The sequence below is a fragment of the Streptomyces sp. NRRL WC-3618 genome, assembly GCF_001280005.1.
GTDB lineage: Bacteria > Actinomycetota > Actinomycetes > Streptomycetales > Streptomycetaceae > Streptomyces.
Genome location: NZ_LGDW01000465.1, coordinates 1 through 23,740 on the forward strand (window position 1 = coordinate 1; position 23,740 = coordinate 23,740).

Here is a 23,740-nt window from a genome sequence, read left to right on the forward strand (position 1 = left end):
CCACGCTCCACACCGCACACCTCGCACATCACGCGCACCCCCAGCCGGGTGCGCCCCTTCACCCGCGTGTTCCGTACGTACCGCACGACGTACGGCGCGGCGCGTACGACTGAAGGAGATCATGACATGGCCCTGACATCACCGTCTCCACCCTCATCCTCACCCTCGTCCCCGCCCTCCTCCCGTCCCCCACGCCGGTTACCCCTCCCCACTCGAGGCAGAGCCCTTCTCCTCGTCCTCCTGGCCCTGCTCACCGTGATCCCGGCCCTCGGCCTGGTCGTCACGGCGGGCGGTGACGCGGAGGCCCACGGCACGCCGATGAAACCCGGCAGCCGTACCTTCCTGTGCTGGCAGGACGCCCTCACCAGCAGTGGTGAGATCAAGCCGATCAACCCGGCCTGCAAGGCGGCGCAACAGGTCAGCGGAACCACGCCGTTCTACAACTGGTTCTCGGTGCTGCGCTCGGACGGCGCCGGCCGCACCCGGGGCTTCGTCCCCGACGGCCAGCTGTGCAGCGGCGGCAACCCGAACTTCACCGGGTTCAACACCCCCAGCGCCGACTGGCCGTTGACCCACCTCACCTCGGGCGCCAACATCGACTTCGCGTACAACGCGTGGGCGGCGCACCCGGGTTGGTTCTACGTCTACATCACCAAGGACGGCTTCGACCCGACCAAGACACTGACCTGGGACGCGCTCGAGTCCCAGCCGTTCCTGAGCGTCGACCACCCACCGCGCACGGGCTCCCCGGGCACGGTCGACACCAAGTACTCCTGGAACGGCAGGCTTCCGGCGAACAAGTCCGGGCGGCACCTGATCTACATGGTGTGGCAGCGTTCCGACAGCTCGGAGACGTTCTACTCCTGCTCCGACGTCGTCTTCGACGGCGGCAACGGCGAGGTGACCGGCATCAAGGACCCCGGCAACCCGCCCACCGAGCCCCCGCCCGGCGTGTGCACGGCCACCCGCAGTACGACGGGCACCTGGGCCGGCGGCTACCAGTCCGAGGTGACCGTCACCAACTCCGGGAACGTGCCGATGCTCGGCTGGATGGTCGACTGGTCGCTTCCGGCGGGCCAGGCGGTCGACAGTGTCTGGAACGGCGACGCGACCTACAACGGCCAGGCGGTGATGGTCCACAACGCCAACTGGAACGGCTCGCTCGATCCGGGCAAGAGTGCGACGTTCGGGTACGTCGTCCGGGGTTCGGGCGGTGAGACGGCGACTACCTTGCCCTGCCGGGTCGGTTAGATCGGCGGGGCCGCACGTCTCGGATGAGAGCTCTGTGAGAGCTCCTCGGATGTGAGAGCTCAGGGCGGACCCGGTGGCTTCGGCCACCGGGTCCGCGAGCCGGGCCGGACGGGGGATTGGGCCCGGGGAGGTATGACTTCGGGGTGTGACGACTGGTCAAGACAACGTTGTCCAGTGGTCTGGACATCACTCTATCGCTCCAACGGACAACATCGTCAAGCCGGTTGCGCCTCCGCAGGAGTGCACCCGGTACCCCGCACGCGTGACGCGAGGGCGCGTCTTTTCGAAGGCGCGCCCTCTGTCGTGGTACCGCTGGCGCACGTCACTGTCCCCGCGGCTTGTGCGACCTGTGGTGCGCGACCCGTCCGAAGGAGGAGGGGCCGCGTCATGCGTGTCCGCCTTACGTCCCTGCTGCTGGCCGCCGCCCTGGCGCTCGCCGCGCCCGTCCCGACGCCCGCGAGGGCAGCGCCGCCAATCCCCCTGGTCCAGGATCCGACGCCGTACGTCGATCCGCTCATCGGCACCAGAAACGGCGGCGACGTGTTCCCGGGCGCGGTCGTCCCGTTCGGCATGCTCTCCTGGAGCCCGGAGAACACCCGGGGCGACGCCACCCGAACGGCGGCCCCCGGCGGCTACCACTACGACACCACCCGTATCCGAGGCTTCAGCCTCACCCACATGTCCGGCACGGGCTGCGCGGGCGGCAGCGGCGACATCCCGTTCTTCCCGTACGCGGGTGAGGTCACGTCCTCCCCGGCGAGCGACACCCAGGACGCGGTGTACGCGGCCGACTTCAGCCACGCCGACGAAAGTGCGGAGCCGGGCCACTACCGGGTGAGCATGGCGTCCGGGGTCACCGCCGACCTCACCGCGACCACCCGCACCGGCTCCGCCCGCTTCGCCTACCCGCCCGACCGACCGGCGTCGATGCTGATCCGCACCGCCAACTCCGAGGTGGGCTCGACGGCTTCGACGGTCACGATCGACCCCGCCGCCCGCACGGTCTCCGGGTCCGTCACCTCCGGCAATTTCTGCGGCCACGTCGACCCGGAAGCCCGGCGCCCTTACTACACGCTCCACTTCACGGCCCGCTTCGACCGCGCTTTCAAGGCGTCGGGCACCTGGCAGGACGACCGGCTGACCCCGGACGCCACCTCCGCGTCCGGCGGGACCGGCGGCTTCACCGCCAACAGCGGACGTCCCGTGCCGGGCAAAGGGGCGGGCGGATATGCGGAGTTCGAGCCCGGGACCGGCCCGGTGGGCGTCAAGGTCGGTATCTCGTACGTCAGTCGGGCGGGCGCCGAGGCCAACCTCGCGGCTGAGAACCCGCCGGCCCGCTCCTTCACGTCGGTCCAGCAGGCGGCCCGACGGGCCTGGCGGGACAGGCTCGACGCCATCAAGGTCGGCGGCGACACGGAAGCCGAACGCACCACCTTCTACACCGCCCTCTACCACTCCCTCCTCCACCCGAACGTCATCAGCGACGCCGACCGCCGCTACCGGGGCGGCGACGACCGGGTCCACCTGGTCCGGGCGGGCCACGACCGCCAGTACGGCACCTTCTCGGGCTGGGACGTCTACCGCTCCCAGGTCCAGCTGCTCACCCTCCTCGACCCCGACACCGGCTCGGACATCGCCCAGTCCCTCTACGAACTCAGCTGCCAGAACGGCGGGTTGTGGGACCGCTGGCTGCACGGCGCGAGCGGCACCCACGTCATGAACGGCGACCCGTCGCCCGCCGCCCTCGCCGGCATCCGTGCCTTCGGCGGTACCCGCTTCGACCTGCGCGGGGCGCTGGACTCCCTGGTGCGGGCGGCGACGACACCGACGGAACGGGACCTGTCACCGGCGGGCAGGCCGGTCCTGTCGGTCGGGCAACGCCCTTCCCTGGACAAGTACTTGGCCCTTCACTACATGCCGTCCGTGTCCAACGCGTGGGGCGGCGCGGCGGAGACCCTGGAGATGTCGGGCGCCGACTTCGCCCTCGCCGAACTGGCCCGCGCGGCCGGACGGACGGAGATCGCGGACAGCTTCCTGAAGCGCGCCCAGTGGTGGCAGAACAACTTCGACATCGCGGCCCATGCGAGCGGCGGCTACATCACCGACCGCAAGGCGGACGGCAGTTGGGTACCCGGTTTCACCCCGGCCACCGGCAACGGCTTCGTCGAGGGTACGGCGGCCCAGTACACCTGGATGGTCCCGCACAACCCGGCGGGCCTGTTCACGGCAATGGGCGGCGCCGCCAAGGCGATTGACCGCCTGGACGCCTTCTTCCACCACACCGACGGCAGCTGGGCGCTCACCGGCAGCGGCGGCGAGAAGTCCGAGCTGGACAACGAACCGTCCGTCAACGTCCCCTACCTGTACGCCTACGCGGGCGCACCGCACAAAACCCAGCAGACGGTGCGCGCGGCGCTGACGAGGCTCTGGTCGACGCGCCCCGGCGGCATCCCCGGCAACGACGACCTGGGCGCGATGTCCTCCTGGTACGTCTTCGCCGCGCTCGGGATGTACCCACAGGTGCCGTCCCGAGCCGAACTGGTCCTGGCCTCACCCCTGTTCCCGAGGATCGAGATCAACCGCCCCTACGGCAACGACATCTCGATCCACGCGCAGGGAGCGGCGGCGGACGCCCCGTACGTCCAGTCCCTCGCGGTCAACGGTCTGGCGAGCGAACGCCCCTGGCTCCCGGCGTCCTTCGTCCGGGACGGCGGCACCCTGGACTACACCCTCGCCGCCACCCCGAACCCCACCTGGGGCACCGCTCCGTCCGACGCCCCGCCGTCCTTCCGGGCCGGCGAGCAGCCGTACCAGATCAGCGTCGGCCCGAAGAGTGCGACGCTCGCACCGGGCAGGGTGTCGGACAGGGCGGCCGTGGTCAGGCTGCCCCTGCCGAGGCCGCCGCTCCGTCCGCGTCAGTGGGCTCGAAGCGCGTCGAGTGCGGTGAGAGCCACGTGCAGTTCGGTGCGCTGTGCGCCGGACTCCAGATCGCGGTCGAGGACCCGCTCGATGGTCCGCAGGCGCTGGTACATGGTTTCGCGGGAGAGGGCGCCCCGGCGTGCGGCGGTGGTCTTGTTGCCGGCCGCTTCGAGGTAGTGACGCAGGGTCGCCAGCAGGTCCGTGCCGTGCTGGGCGTCGTGATCGATGAGTCGCCCGAGTCGCTGTTCGGTGTACTCCTGGATCCGGGTGTCCTCGCGGAGGGCGTACAGCAGGCGGGGCAGGCCGATGTCGGACAGCTCGTGGAAGGAACGGTCCGGGGGGAGGGGCTGGCCGGGTGGCGTGGCCTCGGCGACGCGGGCCGCCTCGCGGAACGAGCGGGCGGTGTCGGAGAGGTCCGTGATCTCCGAGCCGACGCTCACCACTGCCCGCGGGGCCGAACTCAGCACGGTGCCGCACAGGCGTTCAAGGATGGGGCGCCAGGGCTGGGAGGGTCGCAGCGCCAGCAGGATGCCGAGCCGGTCGGGGGCCAACTCGCCGACCAGGGCCGGGACACCTGCCGTCCGCAGCTCCTGGAACAGGCGGGTCTCGGATGCGGTGCCCCCTCCGTCGGCGCGGAACGCCACCAGGGCCGCGACGAACCGGCTTCGGTCGGTCGGCAGGCCCAGGGCCGCGCAGCGGGCGTGGGCGTCCTCGGCGGAGTGGTGGCGCTGGTCGACCAGGTCGCGAAGGGCGTTTCGGTGTGCCGTGCGTTCCCACGGGGTGGAATGGACGAGTCGGGCGACGGTCAGGGCCATCGCGGTCCTCTCCAGCACGGTGATGTCCTCCGGCCCGAAGGCGGGGCCGTCCGGGCGGGCCGGAAGCATGATCACACGGCCCCAGCGCTCGCCCTGGTACTCGACGGGTGCGGTGAGCCAGCCCGCCGGGCCGCATGTCGCCGTGGGGTCGGCGGCCCCGGTGGCTCGGGAACGCCGTTCCCAACCGGTGAGCGCCTCCGCCACCGTGCCGCCGGACGGTTCGCAGATCAGTGCCTGGTGCGTCAGGTTCTCCAGGACCACCGTGCGGCCGCACATCTCCGCCGCCGCACGCACCACGTCCTCCGGACCGGCACCACGCAGGGTCAGGGCGGTGAACGCCTCGTGGATGCGCTGGGTACGGCGCATCGCGTCCGCCTGGTTGCCGAGCAGGAGCGCGTGCACGACCTGGGTGACCTCAAGGAAGTTGACGTCCTGGGCGAGCGTGACGAGGGGAAGGCCACGCAGGCGGCAGGCGTCGACGAGTGCGTCCGGCGGGCGGTGATAGCGGCGTACGAGCTCGATGACCAGCGCCGCGGCCCCGACGTCGGCGAGTTCGTCGACGTACCGGCGCACGCCGGGCGCATCCTCCGGGAGCGGCATTCCGGTGGTCAGGACGAGTTCGCCGCCCTTGAGGAAGGACGCGGGGTCGGTCAGTTCGGTGATGTGGACCCACCCGACCGGCCGGTCCAGGTGGAGTGCGCCGGTGACGACCTGGGGCAGTCCGGCGGCCAGGACGGGGAGGGCCAGGACGTCGGCGAGGGTGACCGCGCGGGCGGGCCCGTGGCCGGCCGGGTGGTTGTCGTTCACGGTGTCTCCAGGGGATCCCCTGCTCGGGCCCGGCGCCGCGCGCGGGAGTGCCCGGCCACTGTGACAAGCGTCGCTGACCTGCGCAAGAGCCGTCCGTGAACGATCGGCGCCCGGCACCGACCCCGATGGGACTGACACATCGTCCGGATGTCGCGCCCCCGCCGGACAGATCGCACGTTGGCGCACCCCTGGTCCGCGGAGATGCTCGGGGACACCGCAGCAGAGTCGAACACCGAGGCCGGGAGACGAACATGACCGCACTGTCGCCGCACCTTCGCCAGGCCACGCCCGTGGTGGCGGCCCGGGGCGAGGGCGTCCACCTCTTCGACCAGGACGGCCGCCGCTATCTCGACTTCACCGCCGGCATCGGCGTCACCAGCACCGGGCACTGCCACCCCAAGGTCGTGGCGGCGGCGCGGGAGCAGGTGGGCACGCTGATCCACGGCCAGTACACGACGGTCATGCACCGGCCCCTGCGCCGCCTCGTCGACAAGCTCGGCGAGGTGCTGCCGGCCGGCCTGGACAGCCTGTTCTTCACCAACTCCGGCAGCGAGGCCGTCGAGTCCGCGCTGCGCCTGGCCCGCCAGGCCACCGGCCGGCCGAACGTCATCGTGTGTCACGGCGGCTTCCACGGCCGTACGGTCGCCGCCGCAGCCATGACCACCTCGGGCACCCGCTTCCGCTCCGGTTTCTCGCCGCTGATGAGCGGGGTGGTCGTCACTCCCTTCCCGTCCGCCTACCGCTACGGCTGGGACGAGGAGACCGCCACCCGCTTCGCCCTGAAGGAGCTCGACTACACGCTCCAGACGATCTCCGCGCCCGCCGACACGGCGGCGATCATCGTCGAGCCGGTCCTCGGCGAGGGCGGCTATGTGCCCGCGACCCGGGCGTTCCTGGAGGGGCTGCGGGAGCGCGCCGACCGCCATGGATTCCTGCTGATTCTCGACGAGGTACAGACGGGCGTCGGCCGCACCGGACGCTTCTGGGGCCACGACCACTTCGGTGTCATCCCGGACATCCTCGTCACCGCCAAGGGGCTGGCCAGCGGCTTCCCGCTGTCCGGCATCGCCGCCTCAGAGGAGCTGATGGCCAAGGCCTGGCCCGGCTCGCAGGGCGGTACGTACGGCGCCAACGCCGTCGCGTGCGCCGCGGCCTGCGCCACGCTCGACGTCGTACGGGACGAGAAACTCGTCGAGAACGCCGAGGCGATGGGCAAGCGGCTGCGCCACGGGCTGGAGGCGGTGGCCGACCGGACGCCGGGTATCGGCGACGTGCGGGGCCTCGGGCTGATGCTGGCCACCGAGTTCGTCACCGAGGACGGCAGCCCCGACGCCGAGACCGCCGCCCGTGTGCAGCGCGCCGCCGTCGACGAGGGCCTGCTTCTGCTGCTGTGCGGGGCCTGGAACCAGGTCGTACGGATGATTCCGGCGCTCGTCATCGACGAGACGGCGGTGGACGAGGGCCTCCGGGCGTGGGCGACCGCGGTCGAGGCCGGAACATCGGGAGCGGCAGGGCGATGACGGACCCCACCACGGCCCTGGAGCCGCTGGTCGCGCGGCTCGCCGAGACCGCTCCCGGCCTGCGGGTGGAGACCGGAGCGGGCTCCACCGGCCTCTACGCCTACGACGCTTCCAACTACCGCGTTCCGCCGCGGGCCGTGGTGTTCCCCCGTGACGCCGACGACGTGGTCGCGGTGGTGCGCGCCTGTCGCGGGACGGGCGTTCCGGTCACCGCGCGCGGTGGCGGCACCAGCCTGTCCGGCAACGCGGTCGGTCCGGGCGTCGTCCTGGACTTCTCCCGGTACATGAACCGGATCCTGGACATCGATCCGGTCACGCGCACCGCCCGCGTCGAGGCGGGAGTGATCCTCGACGCGCTGTGCGGCGCGACCGCCCCGCACGGGCTCACCTTCGGACCCGACCCCTCCTCGCACAGCCGCTGCACCCTCGGCGGCATGATCGGCAACGACGCGTGCGGCAACCGGTCGGTGCGGCACGGGCGTACCAGCTCTCACATCGAGGCGCTGGAGATCGTGACGGCCGACGGCGTGCGGGCCGTCGCCGACCGCACCGGCCTGCGCGCGGCCGACCCGGACGACACGGACGCCGTACAGCGTGTCGCCCGCCTCGAAGCGGAGGTGCGCCGCCTCGTCAACGCCAACCTGGCGCCGATCCGCACCGAGCAGGGCCGTCTTCCGCGCCAGGTCTCCGGCTACCAACTGCACCACCTGCTGCCCGAGCACGGCTTCGACATGGCACGTGCCCTGGTGGGCACCGAGGGCTCCTGCGCGGTCGTCACCGCGGCGACGGTCCGCCTGGTGGCGACCGCACAGGCTTCCGCCCTGCTGACGCTCGGCTACGACGACGTGGTCGACGCGGCCGAGGACGTGCCGGAGATCCTGCGCTGGAATCCCACCGCCGTGGAGGGCATGGACGAGGCGATCGTCGCCACCATGCGCGCCCGGCGCGGTCCCGACTCCGTGACCGGACTGCCCGACGGGCGGGCCTGGCTGTACGTCGAACTCGACGGCGACGACCAGGACGCGGTCGACGCCCGCGCCGTCGAACTGCTGGACGTGCTCAGGACCCGGGGTCGCACGACCGGCGGGCGCGTCGTGCGGAGCGCGGCCGAACGGCGTGCGCTGTGGCGGGTCCGTGAGGACGGTGCCGGGCTCGCCGCCCGCCTGGTGGACGGCGGGGAGTCATGGCCCGGCTGGGAGGACGCGGCGGTCGCGCCCGAGAACCTGGCCGCCTACCTGCGCGACTTCCGCAAGCTGCTGGTCGACCACGGACTGACCGGCGTGCTCTACGGGCACTTCGGCGCGGGCTGCGTCCATGTGCGCATCGACTTCGACTTCGCCACCGCCGACGGACGCGGGTCCGCCCGCCGCTTCCTGAGCGAGGCGGCCGCCCTGGTCGTCGGCCACGGCGGCACCCTGTCGGGTGAACACGGCGACGGGCGGGCCCGCAGCGAGCTCCTGGAGGTCATGTACAGCCACGGGCTGATCCGCGCGTTCGCCGCCTTCAAGGAGATCTTCGACCCCGAGAACCTGCTCAACCCGGGCATCATCGTGGCACCGGCCCGGCTCGACGCCGATCTGGCCCTGCACACGCCGGCCGACGTGCTGCTGCCCGTCGAGACCCTCTTCTCCTTCCCGCACGACGAGGACGGCTTCGCGGGCGCGATACGCCGCTGCGTCGGTGTCGGCCGCTGCCGCAGCGACGCGGGCGGTGTGATGTGTCCCAGCTACCGGGCCACGGGCGAGGAGAACGACTCCACGCGGGGCCGGTCCCGCCTGCTCCAGGAGATGGTGCGCGGCGAGCTGGTGGAGGACGGCTGGCGCTCGACCGAAGTGCGCGACGCCCTCGACCTGTGCCTGTCCTGCAAGGCGTGTTCCAGCGACTGCCCGGTCGGCGTGGACATGGCCACGTACAAGGCGGAGTTCCTGCACCACCACTACAAGGGAAGGCTCCGGCCCCGCTCCCACTACTCCCTCGGCTGGCTGCCCCTGACTTCCGCCCTCGCCGGATACGTCGCCCGCCCGGTCAACGCGCTGCTGCGCGGACCCGTCGGCAAGCTGCTCGCCCGCCTCGGCGGGGTGACCACGAAGCGCCGGATCCCGGCCTTCGCCTCCCGGCGCGCGCTGCGCCGGGCCCTGCGTTCGGCGAGGACCGGTGAACCGGCGAAGGCCCTGCTCTTCGTCGACAGTTTCACCCGCGCCTTCCGCCCCGAGGTGGCGGGAGCGGCGAGCCGGGTACTCGCCGACGCCGGCCTCCCCTGCACGACCCAGGACGGCCTGTGCTGCGGCCTGACCTGGGTCAGCACCGGCCAACTGTCCGTCGCCCGCCGCGTGATGGCCCGTACCGTCGCCCGGCTGGACGGCGACGACCGGCCCATCGTCGTGGCCGAACCCAGCTGCGCCGCCGCCCTCAAGCGTGACGTGCCCGAACTGCTCGGCACCGACGCCGCCCAGCGCGTCGCGGCTCGCGTCCACACCCTGACCGGTGCCCTGAGCGACCTCGCCGCGCCCGGCTGGACGCCTCCCGAACTGCCGGAACACATAGTCCTGCAGACCCACTGTCACGAGTACGCCACCTTCAAGGGCCGCCACCCACGCGACCTGCTCAGCCGCCTCGGCGTGACGAAGGTCGACGAGGCCGAGGGCTGCTGCGGACTCGCCGGCAACTTCGGCTTCGAGGCACAGCACTACGACACCTCGATGGCCGTCGCCGAACTGGCCCTGAAGCCACGCCTCGACGGCCTCGACCACGAGGCACCGGTAGTCGTCGTGGCGGACGGCTTCAGCTGCGCCACCCAGATCGACCACCTGGCCGGCGACCAGGGCATCCGCGCCCTGCACCTGGCCGAACTGCTCGACACCGCCGCCGACCGATCAGCATCTATGTCGGCCCCTCATAAACCAGCCCTATAAGGCACATCGGGATTGTGTCTTGGACGCGCTGCCCGGTCCGCTGCTGCAATCGGCCGTATGACGAACCAGGACCTCCCTGCCCAGACGCGGCCCGTCCCTGAAGCAGCAGTGCTGGAAGGGCTGCCTCCCGTCTGCGAGGTGAGGGCCGCGGAAGTGGCCGCCCGCGTATCCGGCGGCCCCGTCTCGTCGTCCTCGACGACGATCCGACCGGCACCCAGACGGTCGCCGACGTGCCCGTCCTGAGGTCCTGGACGGTGGACGACCTGCGCTGGGCCCTGCGCCAGGACAGCGCCGTCTTCTTCGCCCTCACCAACACCCGCAGCCTGTCCCCCGAGGACGCCGCCGGCCGCAACCGCGAGGTGGTCCGCGCGCGACCTCTACCACTGCCAGATCGTCGAGGGCGACCTCACCACGACCCTGCGCCGCGACCTGCCGACGGGCCGGGTCGGTCATCCGCAGATCGCGGGCGTGCACGAAAGGCGAGTGGCGCGCGCCCCGGCCGGTAACACCTACCGGCCGGGGCGCGCGCCACTCGCCTTCAGACGGGGCGCGTCTCGTCGATCACGTATCCGCGCTGCTTGTCCACCACGTTGCGCAGCGGCCGGCCCTCGATGCGTCGGGTGAGGTTGTCGAGGAACACCTCGACGAGTGCCTCCCGCTCCCTGGTGGTCTCGCCCGCCGTGTGCGGGGAGATCATCACGCCGGGCATGTCCCACAGCGCCGATTCGGCGGGCAGCGGTTCCTGGGCGAACACGTCCAGGGCCGCGCCGGCGAGCCGGCCGGCGGCGAGGTGGTCGACCAGCGCCTCCTCGTCGACGAGTCCGCCCCGGCCTACGTTGATCAGCCGCGCCCCCGGCTTCATGGCGGCGAGCACGGGGGCGTCGACCATGCCCCGGGTGTCCTGGGTGAGGGGTGCGGCCAGGACGACGTAGTCCGCTTCCGCCAGGGCGGAGCGCAGGGTCGGCGCACCGTGGACCGTGCCGAAGTCGGGGTCGTCCGTGCGGGCCTTGCGGCCCGCGCCGCACACCCGCATCCCGACGGCGCGCAGCAGCCGGGCGATGGCCCGGCCGATCGGCCCCGTCCCCCAGACCAGCACGGTGCGGCCGGTGATGCCGTCACTCGGGCGCGGACGCCACTCACGGCGCTGCTGGTGCTCCCAGGTGCCGGGGAAGTCCTTGGCCAGGGCGAGGATCAGGCCGAGGACGTACTCGGCGGTCGGCTGGTCGTAGACGCCCCGGGCGTTGGTCAGGACAACGCCCGGATCGTCCACCAGGGCGGGGAACAGGAAGGAGTCCACGCCCGCGGAAGACGCGTGCACCCAGCGCGGTGCCTTCCGCGGGTCGTCGGGCCAGGCCTCGCGGATGGCCGGGGTGGTGGTCACCCAGGCCAGGAGGGCGTCGGCGCCGGGGAGGAGGTAGGGGAGTTCCTCCTCCGTGGCGTAGACGGTGTTCGTGAGGCGTTCGATGACGCCGGTGGCCGGTGGCCGGTTGCCCCGGTAGAGGACCACGAGTCGGTCGGGCATGTCAGGCCCCGACGGGGACGGCGATGTACTTGTACTCGAGGAACTCGTCGATGCCGACGCGTCCGCCTTCGCGGCCCAGGCCGGACTGCTTGACGCCGCCGAAGGGGGCGGCCGGGTTGGAGACCAGGCCGGTGTTGAGGCCGATCATGCCGCTTTCGAGGCGTTCGGCGACGCGCAGGGCGCGGTCGAGGTTCTGGGTGAACAGGTAGGCGGCCAGGCCGAATTCGGTGTCGTTGGCGGCGGCGACGGCCTCGTCCTCGGTGTCGAAGGTACGGATCGCGGCGACCGGGCCGAAGATCTCCGTGTCGATGATCGCGGAGTCGGGGGCGATGCCCGTCAGGACGGTGGGCGGGTAGAAGCAGCCGGGGCCCTCGGGAAGTTCGCCGCCGGTGAGGACCTTGGCGCCGCGCTTGACGGCGTCCCGCACGAGGTCGTGGGCCTTGCTGCGGCCGGCGGCGTCGATGAGGGGTCCGACGTCGGTGCCGGGTTCGGTGCCGGGGCCGACCTTCAGGGCGGCCATGCGGGCGGTGAGGCGGGTGGCGAACTCGTCGGCGACGGAGGTGTGGACGTAGATGCGGTTGGCGGCGCAGCAGGACTCGCCCATGTTGCGCATCTTGGCGACCATGGTGCCTTCGACGGCCACATCGAGGTCGGCGTCGTCGAAGACGACGAGGGGGGCGTTGCCGCCGAGTTCCATGGAGGCGCGGATGACCGTGTCGGCGCACTGGGCCAGCAGGATCCGGCCGACCTGGGTGGAGCCGGTGAAGGAGAGCTTGCGGATCTTCCCGCCGCGCAGGAGAGGTTCGACGACGGCGGCCGCGTCGGTGGTGGTGACGATGTTCAGCACACCGGCCGGCAGCCCCGCTTCGGTGAGGATGCCGGCCAGAGCGAGGCTGGCCAGGGGGGTCTGGGGGGCGGGTTTGAGAACGATGGTGCAGCCGGCGGCGAGGGCGGGGCCGATCTTGCGGGTGCCCATCGCCAGGGGGAAGTTCCAGGGGGTGATGAGCAGGCAGGGGCCGACGGGTTGACGGGTGACCAGCAGGCGGTTTTTGCCGTCGGGGGCGGTGGTCATGCCGCCGTCGATACGGACGGCTTCCTCGGAGAACCAGCGGAAGAACTCCGCCGCGTAGGCGACTTCGGCACGCGCCTCGGCCAGGGGCTTGCCCATCTCCAGGGTCATCAGCAGCGCGAGGTCCTCGGTGCGCGCGATGATGATGTCGTAGGCGCGGCGCAGGATCTCGCTGCGCACCCGGGGCGCGGTGGCGGCCCAGGAAGCCTGCGCGGCGACCGCGGCCTCGACGGCACGCCGGCCGTCGGCGGGTGAGGCGTCGGCGACCTGGCACAGTTCCTCGCCGGTGGCCGGGTTGTCGACGGGCAGGGTCCGGCCGGACTGGGCGTCCTGCCAGGTGCCGCCGATGAACAGCTGCTTGGGAACATCACGGACGACAGTCATCGTAAGTATCTCCTTGGACGTGTGGTGAGGGCTGCCGACCGGTCAGCGGATGCGGTCCAGCGTCTTGTAGTAGGCGCCCGCGAAGGGCAGGAACCAGGCGGTGCCGTTGTAGAGGGGGATCCGGGGCGGGGCCAGATCGCGCATGGGGTTGACCTCGGGGTGGCCGTCCAGCACCTCGGCCATGACCTGCCCCATGTGCGTGGCCATCTGCACGCCGTGGCCGGCGTACCCCATGGAGTAGTGGACGCCGTCCTCGGTCTGCCCGGCGTGCACGACGCGGTCCATCGCGAAACCGACGGAGCCGCCCCACACGTACTCGATCCTGGTCCGGGCGAGCTGGGGGAAGATCTCGCACATGTCACGGAACAGGACGGCTGCGCTCTTCTTGTCCGAGGTGGGGTCGGACGGTGCGAAGCGGGCGCGGCCGCCGAACAGCAGCCGGTTGTCCGGGGTGAGCCGGAAGTAGTGGCAGACCTTGTTGGAGTCCACGATGAGGCGGGCCTTGGGGATGATGTCCCGGGCGAGTTCCTCGCCGAGCGGCTCGGTGACGATGATGAAGCTGCCCACGCAGACCTGTTGGCGGCGCAGCCACGGGAAGTTCTTGTCGGTGTAGGCGTCGGTGGCCATCATGACCTGCCCGGCACGGATGACACCGCGCTCGGTGCTGACCTCGAACCGGCCGGCGGCGGTACGCCGCACGCCGATGGCCGCGTTGCGCTCGTGGATCTCGACACCGGTGCGCTCGCACGCCTCGGCCATGCCGCGCACGAAGCGGCCGACGTGCAGTGCGGCGCTGAACGGGTCGAGCAGGCCGCCGTGGTAGGCGTCGGAGCCGATCTCCGAACGCAGCTCGGACCTGCCGACCAGAGTGGTCTCGTGTCCGAAGTACTTGGCCAGGTCGCGCTGTTGGGCCTTCTTGCCTTCGAAGTGGGCGGGGCGGGATGCGACGACCAGGCGCCCGACGCGACGGAACTGGCAGTCGATGGACTCCTCGTTCACGAGCCGCTCGACGGTGTCCACGGCCTTGCCGTAGGAGTTGTAGATCTCGCGGGCCCGTTCGAGTCCGTAGCGGCGGACGGCCTGGCGTACGCCGATGGTGAAGCCCAGGTTGGCCATGCCTCCGTTGCGCGCGGAGGCACCGGAGCCGATCTGGCCCTTCTCGACAAGGGTGACGCGGGCGCCCTTGCGGGCGGAGTGGAGGGCGGTGGACAGGCCCGTCAGGCCGGCGCCGACGACCACCAGGTCGGTGTCCTCGGTCAGCGGCTTGCCGGACCGGTCGGGAAACACCCCAGCGGTTTCGATCCAGTAGGGAATCGTCTTCATCTCAGGGGTCCTTTGCGGGAAGTTTCGAAGTGGGGCGCGGCCGGGCTCAGGTGAGGGGTTCCGTCGGCAGGAGGCCGCCTTGCTGGTTGCGGTGGCCGCCGAGTCTGCGGACGAGGGCGACCAGGGCGAGGGCGAGGACGGCCAGGGCGATGAGGACGGCGCTGACCGCGGTGACGGTGGGGTCGACGTCGAACTGGAGAGCGTTGAAGACGAGGACCGGCAGGGTTCGGGTGTCGGGTGTCGACATGAACTGGGCGATGAAGAACTCGTCGAAGCTGGTGATGAAGGCGAACACGGCGGCGGCGATCAGGCCGGGGGTGGCCAGGGGGAAGGTGATGCGCCGGGCGATGGTCATCCGGCCGGCGCCCATGCTGGCCGCCGCGTCCTCCAGCCGCTCGTCGATGCCCCTCAGGGTGGAGATCATGATGAGGATGGCGATGGGTGCGGCGAGCACGGTGTGGCCGAGGGCGATGGCCAGCGGGCTGCCGAGCATGCCGGCCGGTTCGAAGAACAGGAACAGGCCGAGCGCGATGACCACCTGCGGGATGAGCAGGGGAGCCAGGACCAGCCCGTAGACCGCCGTGTGCAGGGGCAGTCGGCCACGGGCCAGGGCGGTGGCGGCGGTGGCTCCCAGGATGAGGGAGAACACCGTGGTGAGGGCGGCGATGAGGCTGGACAGGGCGATGGAGGTGGCCCAGTTGCCGCCGGGCGCGGCCATCTGCTCGTACCAGTGGGTGCTGTACTCCTTGGGCGGGAAGGTGCCGATGCCGTCGGCGCCGAAGGAGGTGACCAGGATGATGACGATGGGCATCGCCAGGAACAGCAGGATCGCGATGGCGCTCAGAGCGCGGCCGATGTGTCCGGCCCGGGTGGGCGGCAGTTCCATCATGAGCTGCTCCTTCGTGCGTGGGCCTTCTTGCGGCGGAGCTTGGCCAGGCCGAGCACGCCGAGGCCGGCGAAGGTGAGCAGGAGCAGGATGACGCCGAAGGCGGCGGCCGAGTTCCATTGGTCCTGCTTCATCACCTGCTGGTCGATGAGCGCGGCGACGACGGTCTGCTGGTTGCCACCCATCAGGGCGGGGGTGATGTAGTAGCCCAGGCAGAGGATGAAACTGAGGAGCCCCGCGGTGCCGATCCCGGGCGCGACCAGCGGCAGGTAGATCCTGCGGAAGATGGTCAGCCGGCTCGCGCCGAAGCCTGCCGCCGCGGCCAGGAGCCGGCCGTCGACGCCCCGCATCACGCCCTGCAGCACGAGGACGGTGTAGGGGAGCATCACCGAGGTGGTGCCGATGACGACACCGGTCTCGTTGTAGAGCAGGGAGTAGGGGGCGCCGGGGGCGTGTACGGAGGTGGCCAGGGTGTTGATGAGGCCGTGTTCACCGAGCATGATGATCCAGCCGTAGGTGCGGACCAGGGCGCTGATGAAGTGCGGTACGACCACGATGAGCATGGCCAGTGCGGCGAAGACGGGCCGCATCCGGGCGATGGCGTGTGCCAGGACGAAACCGACCAGCAGGCTCAGGGCCGCGGTCTCGGCGGAGATCCGCAGGGTGGACAGCAGCACGGTGAGATTCACGCCGCTGACGGCGTCGGCGTACCAGTGCAGGGTGAATCCGCCGCTGTCGCCCTTGAGGCTGAGGGAGAGCACTCCGATGATCGGGTACACGAACAGCACCAGCAGGAACACCGTGACGGGGACGGCGTTGACCAGGGCGATCCGGGAGCGGTGCCCGGGCATCGCGGACGTTTTCCCACGCGCCTTGGCGGGTGCGAGAGCGGTGCCGGCCACGGCTCACCCCCCGTCCGTGGCGTCGAAGACGCTGACGTCGTCCCGGTCGGCGGTGACACACACCCGCTCGCCCTTGCGCGGCGGTACAGCGGTGGTCTCGATCCGCAGCGGCGGCGTTCCCGGAGCGGCACCGTCCAGGCGAACGGTGATCCGGGTGAGTGAGCCGACGTAGACGGCCGTCTCGACGGTGCCGGTACAGCAGCCCTCCTCGGCACTGACCAGGCGCAGCTTGCCCGGCCGTACCGCGGCGCGCACGCTCTGTCCGGGCACGCAGGGGTGGGCGCGGGCCGTGAGCACACCGCCGGTGTCCAGCCGTACCTGGGTGCGGTCGTCCGCTCCACCGTCCTCGACCTTGCCGGTGAGGAAGTTGGCGGCGCCCAGGAAGTCGGCCACGAACGGGGTGCGGGGGCGTTCGAACAGGCCGCGGGGGGTGTCGAACTGCTCGATACGGCCGTCCTTCATGATGGCGATCCGGTCCGACAGGACGAGTGCTTCCTCCTGGTCGTGGGTGACGTAGACGACGGTCAGGCCGAGTTCGCGCTGGATGGACTTGATCTCGGTCTGCATCTGGTCGCGGAGCCGCTTGTCCAGCGCACCGAGCGGTTCGTCCATCAGGACGATCGGCGGGCGGTAGACCAGGACCCGGCACAGGGCGACCCGCTGCTGCTGCCCGCCGGAGAGTTCACGGGGTTTGCGGCCGGCGAACTTCGACAGGCCCGCCGCCTCCAGCGTCTCCCCGACCCGGCGGCGGATCTCCGCCTTGTCCACCCCTCGTAGTTGCAGGGGGAAGGCGACGTTCTCGGTGACGGTCATGTGCGGGAAGAGCAGGTACTGCTGGAAGACGAAGCCGAAGTCACGCTTGGCCGGATTGAGACCGGTGACGTCATGGCCGTCCACCGCGACGGAGCCGGAGTCGGGCTCGGTGAACCCGGCCAGCATCATCAGCGTGGTCGTCTTGCCGGAACCGGACGAGCCGAGGAAGGTGACGAACTCACCGGCCGCGATCTCCATGTCCACGCCGTCGACCACCGTCGTCCCGGCGTAGGACTTGCGCAGTCCCGTCACCGACAGTGACTTGCCCGTCGGTGAGGAGGAGTGCGGGGCCAGGGCAGCGGCGAGGTCGTCGGCGGACAGCTTCGCGGCGGTCGGAGTCTGGGTGCGCTCAGGCATCGGCCCACTCCTGCCAGCGCTTGGTGACGGCGTCACGGTTCTTGTCCCACCAGACGGCGTCCGCGTCGAACCCGACCTTGAGGTTCTGCGGCGAGGTCGGCAGCGTGGCCAGGACATCCTCCGCGAGCAGTTTGATGGCGCCGGGGACGACCGGACCGTGCGGGAAGAGCTTGGCGAACGCCGCCTGCACCTCAGGACGCAGCGAGAAGTCGATCAGTTTGTAGGCCGCGTCCGTGTTGTCCGCGCCCTTCGGGATGCCCCAGCCGTTGGTCATCCTGCGGGCGCCGTTCCACTGGTAGGCGACCGGCATCCCCTGCTTGATCAGATCGTCGGCGCGACCGCCCCACAGGCTGGTCGCGACGACCTCCTTGCGGCCGAGCAGGACGGCCGGCAGGGCGCCGGTGTTCCAGAACTTCTTCACCCCGCCGCGGATCCGCGACATCGACGCGAAGGCCCGGTCCACGTCCAGGGGATACAGCCTGTCCAGCGGAACCCCGTCGGCCAGCAGCGCGAACTCCAGCTCCGGCAGGTCCACCTCCGCGCTCTGCAGCGAGCGGGGGCCGCTGAAGGCGTCCGTGTTCCAGAAGTCGGCCCAGTTCTTCGGGATCCGCTTGAGGCTGTCCGTGCGGTAGGCCATCAAGCTGCACCACACGTTCTTGCCGACCGCGTGCTCCGGCAGGTTGTGCTCCGCGATCCCGGCGCCCTTGACGTTCTTCAGCCGGTCGTGGTCCACCGGCTCCAGACACTCCAGCCTCGTCATCTTCTGGAAGTTCAGCAGCGTGTTGTCCAGCAGGTCCACCTGCGGACGGCCCTGCTTGACCTGGGCGATGATCTGCGCCGACTGGTAGTTGACCGTCGTGACCGTGATGCCGGTCTCCTTGGTGAACGGCTCGTAGATCGCCTTCGTCAAGGCGTCGTTGTAGGTGCCGCCGCTGTTGCTGACGACGAGCCTCTTCTTGCCGCCGCCCGACGAACCGCGGCTGTCGCCGGTGCCCATGAGGGTGCCGCAGCCGGTCACCGCGGTGGCGGCGGCCAGCGCGCCTGCGGTGCGGAGTACGGTTCTGCGGCCTATCCGGTTGTCTTCCATCGGGCGCCTCCTGGCGGTGGTGGTGAATGCGGGGGAACGGAAATCGCTGAGGTGGGGGGTGGGGGGTCCTTCGGTGCTGTCCGTGCGGGACGAGGGGCGTCGTGAGGTGCGTCGTGAGTCAGATGCCGAGCATGGTGTTGAGGTCGTCGAGCGACTTCACGGTCACGTAGTCGTAGCCGTGGGTCACCGGGTCGCAGCCGCGGTCCAGGAGGATGAGGTTGCGGAAGCCCATGTCGTGCATCGGCATCAGGTCGTAGCGGGTGTGCGAGGAGACGTGCACGAAGTCCTCGGGGGACGCGTCGAGCTGGTCGAGCATGTACTCGAACGCGGCGTACCGGGGCTTGTAGTAGCCGGCCTGCTCCGCGGTGAAGACCGCGTGGAAGTCCGCCCCGAGCCGGGGCACGGTCTCCTCCAGGAAGTCGTCTCCGGCGTTGGACAGGATCACCAGCTTGTAGTTCTCGCCCATCTTCTTCAGCGGTTCCGGCACGTCGGCGTGCGGGCCCCAGCTGCGGACGCCGTCGGCGAACCGCTTGCCCGCGTCCGGGGCGGCCTTGACGCCCCACTTGCGGCAGACCCCCTCGAAGGCGTCCTGCAGCGTCTGCTCGTAGGGGTAGTACTCGCCGCAGACCGAGTCGTAGCGGTAGCCGCGGAACTCCTTCACGAACTGGTCCCAGTGCTCAGCGGGGATCTGGTCGCCGACGAGCTCACGCGTGATGGGGGTCATCGGCCACTCGATCAACGTGCCGTAGCAGTCGAACGACACGTACTTCGGGCGGAACTGAAGCGAGGGAATGGGCATGAGGATGCTCCTGTCTTCTGCTGGAAGGAACTGATGACGGCCCGGTGCGCGCGCTTTCGGGCATGCTCATGACAGAGACGTCGAGTTGGGGTGGCGGTGCCGTCGACATCGCCGGGGGTCAGGTGGCGCCGACTCCTGCCGGAGCGAGGAAGTCGACGGGGTGCTCCGTGGTGCCGTCGAGAGCCAGGTCGGCGGCGATCTCTCCCATCGCGGGCGAGAACTTGAAGCCGCTGCCGGAGAATCCGGCCAGGACGATGATGTCGTCCTCGCCGGGGAGATGACCGACGAGCGGGTTTCCGGAGTCGGTGTAGCCCTCCATGTAGGCCGACATCCTGATGGGGTCGGGGTTCAGGTCGGGCATGAGTTCACCGATGAGCTCGCGAAAGGTGCCGAGTTCTTCGGGGCGGACCGTACGGTCGAGCCGTTCGGGCTCGGGCACCGGCGCATGGTATTTGACCGAGAGACCGAGCTTGACGGAGATGCCGTCGGGCGACGGGATGCCGAAGCAGTCGTGGGGTGTGGCGCGTACGAAGGGAGGGGCCCCGTCCGCGAACCAGTCGTGGCGCGTGGGCAGGTGCCAGGAGCAGACCACCCGGCGGACATCGACGGTCCGGGGGAGGCCCGGGAGCAGGGTGTTGATCCAGGGGCCCACGGTCACCACGGCGGCGTCCACGTGGTCCGTGCCCTGGTCGGTGACGATCCGCACGCCGCCGCCCGCCGCCGGGACGACCTCGCGCACCGTGGTGTAGCGGTGCAGCCGGGCACCCAGTTGCCCGGCACGGGCGGCGGCGGCCTGGATCGACGCCTCCGGCCTGATGACGGCGCCCAACCGGTCGTGGACGGCGGTGTGTCCGTCCGGGAGCCGGTGCTGCGGGTAGCGGCGGGCGAGTTCCTCCCGGTCCAGCACCTCGTGATCCAGCCCATGGGCGGCGCTGGTGGAGAGGAGGAGGCGTGCGGACGGTGAGGCGGCCTCGCCCATCACGAGGCAGCCGCTACGGCGTCGCAGCGACCGGCCGGTCTCCGCCTGGAGCTGCTCCCACAGCCCGTCCGCGAGCCGCAGCAGCGGAATGTACCCGGGTTCGCCGAGGTGGGCGGCCCGGAAGATGCGGCTCTCGCCCCCGGCCGCGCCGCGGTCGTGACCCGGCGCGTACCGGTCGTAGCCGATGACCTCGGCTCCGCGGGCCGCCAGCCGCCACATGGCCTGGCTGCCCATGCTGCCGGCACCGATCACGGCGACGCGCTTCGGACTGCGCATGAGGTCGCTCCTTTCGATGGTGTGGCCTGGTGGCAGTGGAGCCCCAGTACGGTGCGGACACCGTGCGGACCCTTCCGGTTCGGGTTCCGTTGGGGATGGCGTTCACTTTCGTCCTGGGGGAACGTGCAGGTCAACCCACACTGTGTTCCACCTTGGGCCCTTCTTGAGACGGTCTGTCACTGCGGACCGCCGGGCCGCACGAAATGCCGGCACCCCCTTGTCAGGCTGAGTGGCCGGTGCGAGGGTGAGCCGATCCCCTCGGCTGAAAGCACCCCCTATGCCGCCCAGACATCCCGCAACCGGGCACTTCCCCACCATCGCGGAGGTACTGCGCCTGCCCGTGCTCGCCGAAGGGATGCCGCGCGTGCTGGCCGGGGAGACACAGCTGGGCAGGGCGGTGCGCTGGGTACATGTCACCGAGCTGCTCAACCCCGCCGACTTCCTGGAGGGCGGCGAGCTGGTGCTGACGACCGGCATGCCGTATCCCGAGGACGCCTCCGAGCTGCGCGGCTACGTCGACCAGCTCGCCGACGTCGGCGCGGCCGGTCTGATCGTGGAGCTCGGCTACCGGTACCGGAAGGTGCCCCACGAGCTGGTGGCGGCGTGCCGGGCCCGTGAAGTACCGCTGGTCGAGCTGGCCCGTGGCGTCCGGTTCATCGACGTCACGCAGACGGTGCACGCGCTCATCCTCGACGCCCAGGGAGCCCTGCTGCGTCGCGGGAGGGACATCCAGGACATTTTCACCGCCCTGACGCTGCGGGGCGCGGACCCCGAGGAGCTGGTGCACACCACCGCGGAACTCACCGGAGCCCCCGTGGTGCTGGAGGACCTCAACCACCGGGTCCTGATGTGCGAGCTGCTCGGCCGCCCGTACGAGCCGGTGGTGTCGGCCTGGTCGCGGCGTTCGCGGGCCGCCCCGACGCCGGAGAGGATCACACCGAGCGGCCCGGAGGGGTGGCTGATCGCGCCGGTGCAGGACCACCACGGACTGTGGGGGCGGCTGGTCCTGCTGGAGGGCCGGCTGAACGCCGAGCCCGACCCGGAACACGTCCTGGTGCTGGAGCGCGCGGTGGTCGCGCTGACCATGGCACGCCTGGCCGGACCGGCCTGGTGGGAGCGCCGGGCCCACCGCTCCGTACTGCGGGACCTGTACGAACGGCGCTTCCGTTCCCCCGCGGACGCGCGCGCCCGCGCCGAGGCACTGGGGCTTCCGGCCTTCGGGCACCGGCTCTTCGCCGTGGTCATCCGCCATACGTACACCGGCGCCGAGGGTGAGCACCTCGACGAACGGATCGCGAAGGCGCTGGCGCCCACCAACGTCCGCGCCCTGATCGGCGAGACGGCGCCGGGCAGGATCGGCGTACTTCTGGCACTGGCACAGGCGAGCGCCTGGCAGCCGGTCGCCGAGCGGATCGGCCGCCTGACCCGGGAGGAGCTGGGACCGGAGGCCGTCGTCGCCGTCGGCCCCGGGGTGACCGACCTCTCCGGGATCGCCCGGTCGTGGCAGGAGGCCGAGCAGACGGCCGAGGCCATCACACCGGCCTCCCCGGAGCGGTGGTTCTACGTCCCCGCCGACGTCCGGCTGCCCGAGTTGCTGGGCGTCCTGCGGGCGGACACCCGCCTGCAGCGGTACGCGGAACGGCAACTGACCCGCCTCATCGAGCACGACGACCGCAACAACGGCGATCTGCTCCCGGCACTGCGCGCCTATCTGGCGGCGGCCGGGAACAAGTCGGTCGCGGCGAAACGCGCCGGCATGTCCCGGCAGGCGTACTACCAGCGACTCCACACCATCGAACGCCTCCTCGGCTGCGACCTGGAATCAGGCCTGCAACGCACCTCCCTGCACGTCGCGGTGCTGGTCCTGGACGCAGAAGAAGCAACTGCTCCCGGCGCGGCTTCCTGAGATCGCGCCCGGGTGGACCACGCCACCCAGGTCCAAGCGACGTCGACCGCGTGCTCGTGACGAACGCGGCGGCTGCGGGCGACAGGCTGCCGCGGCGGCTGACGAGGGCGATGTCCAAGGTGGTTTCCGGCTCGATGTACAGGACGCGGGCGCCCAGTCGCCGGGCGACGTCCTGCCAGACATCCGTGACCACCGCGTGCCCGACCCCGGCCAGTACCAGGGCATGAGCGACACGCGGTGCCCGGTCTCGGCGGCCACGGTGAACTCGATGCCTGCTCGCGCGTTCATACGCGCCCTCTGCCCCTCAAGAAATCAACCGACGACTCGATTGGTGCCATGATCGATCAGGATGCCCGCGTTCCGAGGTCGTCTTGGACATGGGTGCAGGTGATTCGACAGGGAGAGTTCAGTGACCGTTCTCGATGGGATCCTCGCGGGAGTTCGCGAGGACCTGGAACAACGCAAGAGTGCGACGCCGTTGGCGGAACTGCGCGCCAGGGCAGCGGACGCGGCACCCGCGCTCGACCCCCTGCCCGCCTTCCGCGCGCCCGGGGTGTCCATCATCGCCGAGGTGAAGCGAAAGAGCCCCAGCAAGGGCGCACTGGCGGACATCCCCGACCCCGCGTCGCTCGCGGCCCAGTACGCCGCCGGCGGTGCCGCCGCGATCAGCGTGCTCACCGAGGGCAGGCGTTTCGGCGGTTCCCTCGCAGATCTGGACGCCGTACGTGCCCGGGTCGATGTTCCCGTCCTGCGCAAGGACTTCATCGTCGACCCCTATCAGCTGTGGGAAGCTCGCGCACACGGCGCCGATCTCGCGCTTCTCATGGTCGTGTCGCTGGATGACGCCCAGCTCAAGGACTTGATGGGGCTCTGCGCGGAGTTGGGTCTCACGCCGCTCGTGGAGGCGCATACGGCCGACGAGGTACGGCGCGCCGCCGCCGCCGGCGCTGAGCTTCTCGGCATCAACGCTCGGGACCTGACAACGCTGGACGTCAACCGCGCCGTGTTCGCCGACCTCGTGGCAGGCATCCCCGAAGGCACGGTCCGGGTCGCGGAATCAGGAGTGACGGGCCCCGAGGACGTCGCGGAGTACCGCGGCTGGGGAGCCGACGTGGTACTGGTCGGCGAGGCGCTGGTCCGCTCGGGCGACCCGAGCACCGCCGTACGCGAGTTCATCGGCGCGGCCGGGGCGTGATCACCCCGCGCGAGATCC

At 70.9% G+C, this 23,740-nt stretch carries 16 protein-coding genes and 2 pseudogenes; 7 read left to right on the forward strand and 11 right to left on the reverse strand.

Annotation, left to right across the window (positions count from 1 at the left end; translation table 11 throughout):
- Window positions 1-126 precede the first annotated feature (126 nt).
- Window positions 127-1,251: a lytic polysaccharide monooxygenase auxiliary activity family 9 protein gene (locus ADL01_RS33850; protein ID WP_234354884.1), complete on the forward strand. Its 1,125-nt coding sequence runs from the start codon at window positions 127-129 to the stop codon at window positions 1,249-1,251.
- 387 nt (window positions 1,252-1,638) lie between these two features.
- Window positions 1,639-4,104, forward strand: a pseudogene (locus tag ADL01_RS33855) (GH92 family glycosyl hydrolase); the annotation flags it as partial.
- Window positions 4,105-4,166: 62 nt separating this feature from the next.
- Here ADL01_RS33855 and ADL01_RS42970 read toward each other — a convergent pair.
- Window positions 4,167-5,792: a PucR family transcriptional regulator gene (locus ADL01_RS42970; protein ID WP_078960910.1), complete on the reverse strand. Its 1,626-nt coding sequence runs from the start codon at window positions 5,790-5,792 to the stop codon at window positions 4,167-4,169.
- Window positions 5,793-6,043: 251 nt separating this feature from the next.
- Between ADL01_RS42970 and ADL01_RS33865 the strand changes: the two genes are divergently transcribed.
- From ADL01_RS33865 to ADL01_RS46855, 3 genes are all read left to right on the forward strand, one after another.
- A complete protein-coding gene (locus ADL01_RS33865) occupies window positions 6,044-7,312 on the forward strand; it encodes an aspartate aminotransferase family protein (RefSeq protein WP_053745874.1) in 1,269 nt (422 codons plus the stop codon).
- On the forward strand, window positions 7,309-10,224 hold the full coding sequence (locus ADL01_RS33870) for an FAD-binding and (Fe-S)-binding domain-containing protein (RefSeq protein WP_053745875.1): 2,916 nt from the start codon (window positions 7,309-7,311) through the stop codon (window positions 10,222-10,224). Before ADL01_RS33865 ends, ADL01_RS33870 begins: the two co-directional genes overlap by 4 nt.
- 230 nt (window positions 10,225-10,454) lie before the next feature.
- A complete protein-coding gene (locus ADL01_RS46855) occupies window positions 10,455-10,730 on the forward strand; it encodes a hypothetical protein (RefSeq protein ID WP_234354885.1) in 276 nt (91 codons plus the stop codon).
- A gap of 32 nt (window positions 10,731-10,762) precedes the next feature.
- Here the strand turns inward: ADL01_RS46855 and ADL01_RS33875 are convergent, their stop codons facing one another.
- From ADL01_RS33875 to solA, 9 genes are all read right to left on the reverse strand, one after another.
- Window positions 10,763-11,746 (reverse strand): D-2-hydroxyacid dehydrogenase, encoded by a 984-nt coding sequence (locus ADL01_RS33875; protein WP_053745876.1) that lies wholly within the window; start codon window positions 11,744-11,746, stop codon window positions 10,763-10,765.
- A gap of 1 nt (window position 11,747) precedes the next feature.
- The gene (locus ADL01_RS33880; protein WP_053745877.1) at window positions 11,748-13,199 is read right to left on the reverse strand and encodes an NAD-dependent succinate-semialdehyde dehydrogenase; all 1,452 of its coding nucleotides are present in this window, start codon (window positions 13,197-13,199) and stop codon (window positions 11,748-11,750) included.
- A 42-nt stretch (window positions 13,200-13,241) separates the two neighbouring features.
- Window positions 13,242-14,522, reverse strand: a complete 1,281-nt coding sequence (locus ADL01_RS33885; RefSeq protein ID WP_053745878.1) for an NAD(P)/FAD-dependent oxidoreductase — start codon at window positions 14,520-14,522, stop codon at window positions 13,242-13,244.
- Between the two features lie 46 nt (window positions 14,523-14,568).
- Window positions 14,569-15,411, reverse strand: a complete 843-nt coding sequence (locus tag ADL01_RS33890; RefSeq protein WP_053745879.1) for an ABC transporter permease — start codon at window positions 15,409-15,411, stop codon at window positions 14,569-14,571.
- Window positions 15,408-16,310, reverse strand: a complete 903-nt coding sequence (locus ADL01_RS33895; RefSeq protein ID WP_053745880.1) for an ABC transporter permease — start codon at window positions 16,308-16,310, stop codon at window positions 15,408-15,410. The genes ADL01_RS33890 and ADL01_RS33895 overlap by 4 nt, the downstream gene beginning before the upstream one ends.
- A 3-nt stretch (window positions 16,311-16,313) precedes the next feature.
- Window positions 16,314-17,480 carry an ABC transporter ATP-binding protein gene (locus ADL01_RS33900; RefSeq protein ID WP_234354886.1) on the reverse strand — a complete coding sequence of 389 codons (1,167 nt, stop codon included), beginning with the start codon at window positions 17,478-17,480 and terminating at the stop codon, window positions 16,314-16,316.
- Entirely contained in the window at window positions 17,473-18,567 is a 1,095-nt protein-coding gene (locus ADL01_RS33905) for an ABC transporter substrate-binding protein (protein WP_053745881.1), read from the reverse strand. The genes ADL01_RS33900 and ADL01_RS33905 overlap by 8 nt, the downstream gene beginning before the upstream one ends.
- Window positions 18,568-18,685: 118 nt before the next feature.
- Window positions 18,686-19,366, reverse strand: coding sequence for a haloacid dehalogenase type II (locus tag ADL01_RS33910; protein ID WP_053745882.1), 681 nt, complete (start codon window positions 19,364-19,366; stop codon window positions 18,686-18,688).
- A 118-nt stretch (window positions 19,367-19,484) separates the two neighbouring features.
- The gene (gene solA, locus ADL01_RS33915; protein WP_053745883.1) at window positions 19,485-20,621 is read right to left on the reverse strand and encodes an N-methyl-L-tryptophan oxidase; all 1,137 of its coding nucleotides are present in this window, start codon (window positions 20,619-20,621) and stop codon (window positions 19,485-19,487) included.
- 277 nt (window positions 20,622-20,898) lie between these two features.
- Between solA and ADL01_RS33920 the strand changes: the two genes are divergently transcribed.
- Window positions 20,899-22,527, forward strand: coding sequence for a PucR family transcriptional regulator (locus tag ADL01_RS33920; protein WP_053745884.1), 1,629 nt, complete (start codon window positions 20,899-20,901; stop codon window positions 22,525-22,527).
- A gap of 40 nt (window positions 22,528-22,567) precedes the next feature.
- Here the strand turns inward: ADL01_RS33920 and ADL01_RS46860 are convergent.
- Window positions 22,568-22,806: pseudogene (locus ADL01_RS46860) on the reverse strand (LysR family transcriptional regulator); the annotation flags it as partial.
- Window positions 22,807-22,936: 130 nt separating this feature from the next.
- Between ADL01_RS46860 and trpC the strand changes: the two are divergent.
- Window positions 22,937-23,722, forward strand: coding sequence for an indole-3-glycerol phosphate synthase TrpC (trpC, locus tag ADL01_RS33925; protein ID WP_053745885.1), 786 nt, complete (start codon window positions 22,937-22,939; stop codon window positions 23,720-23,722).
- The last annotated feature ends 18 nt before the right edge of the window (window positions 23,723-23,740 follow it).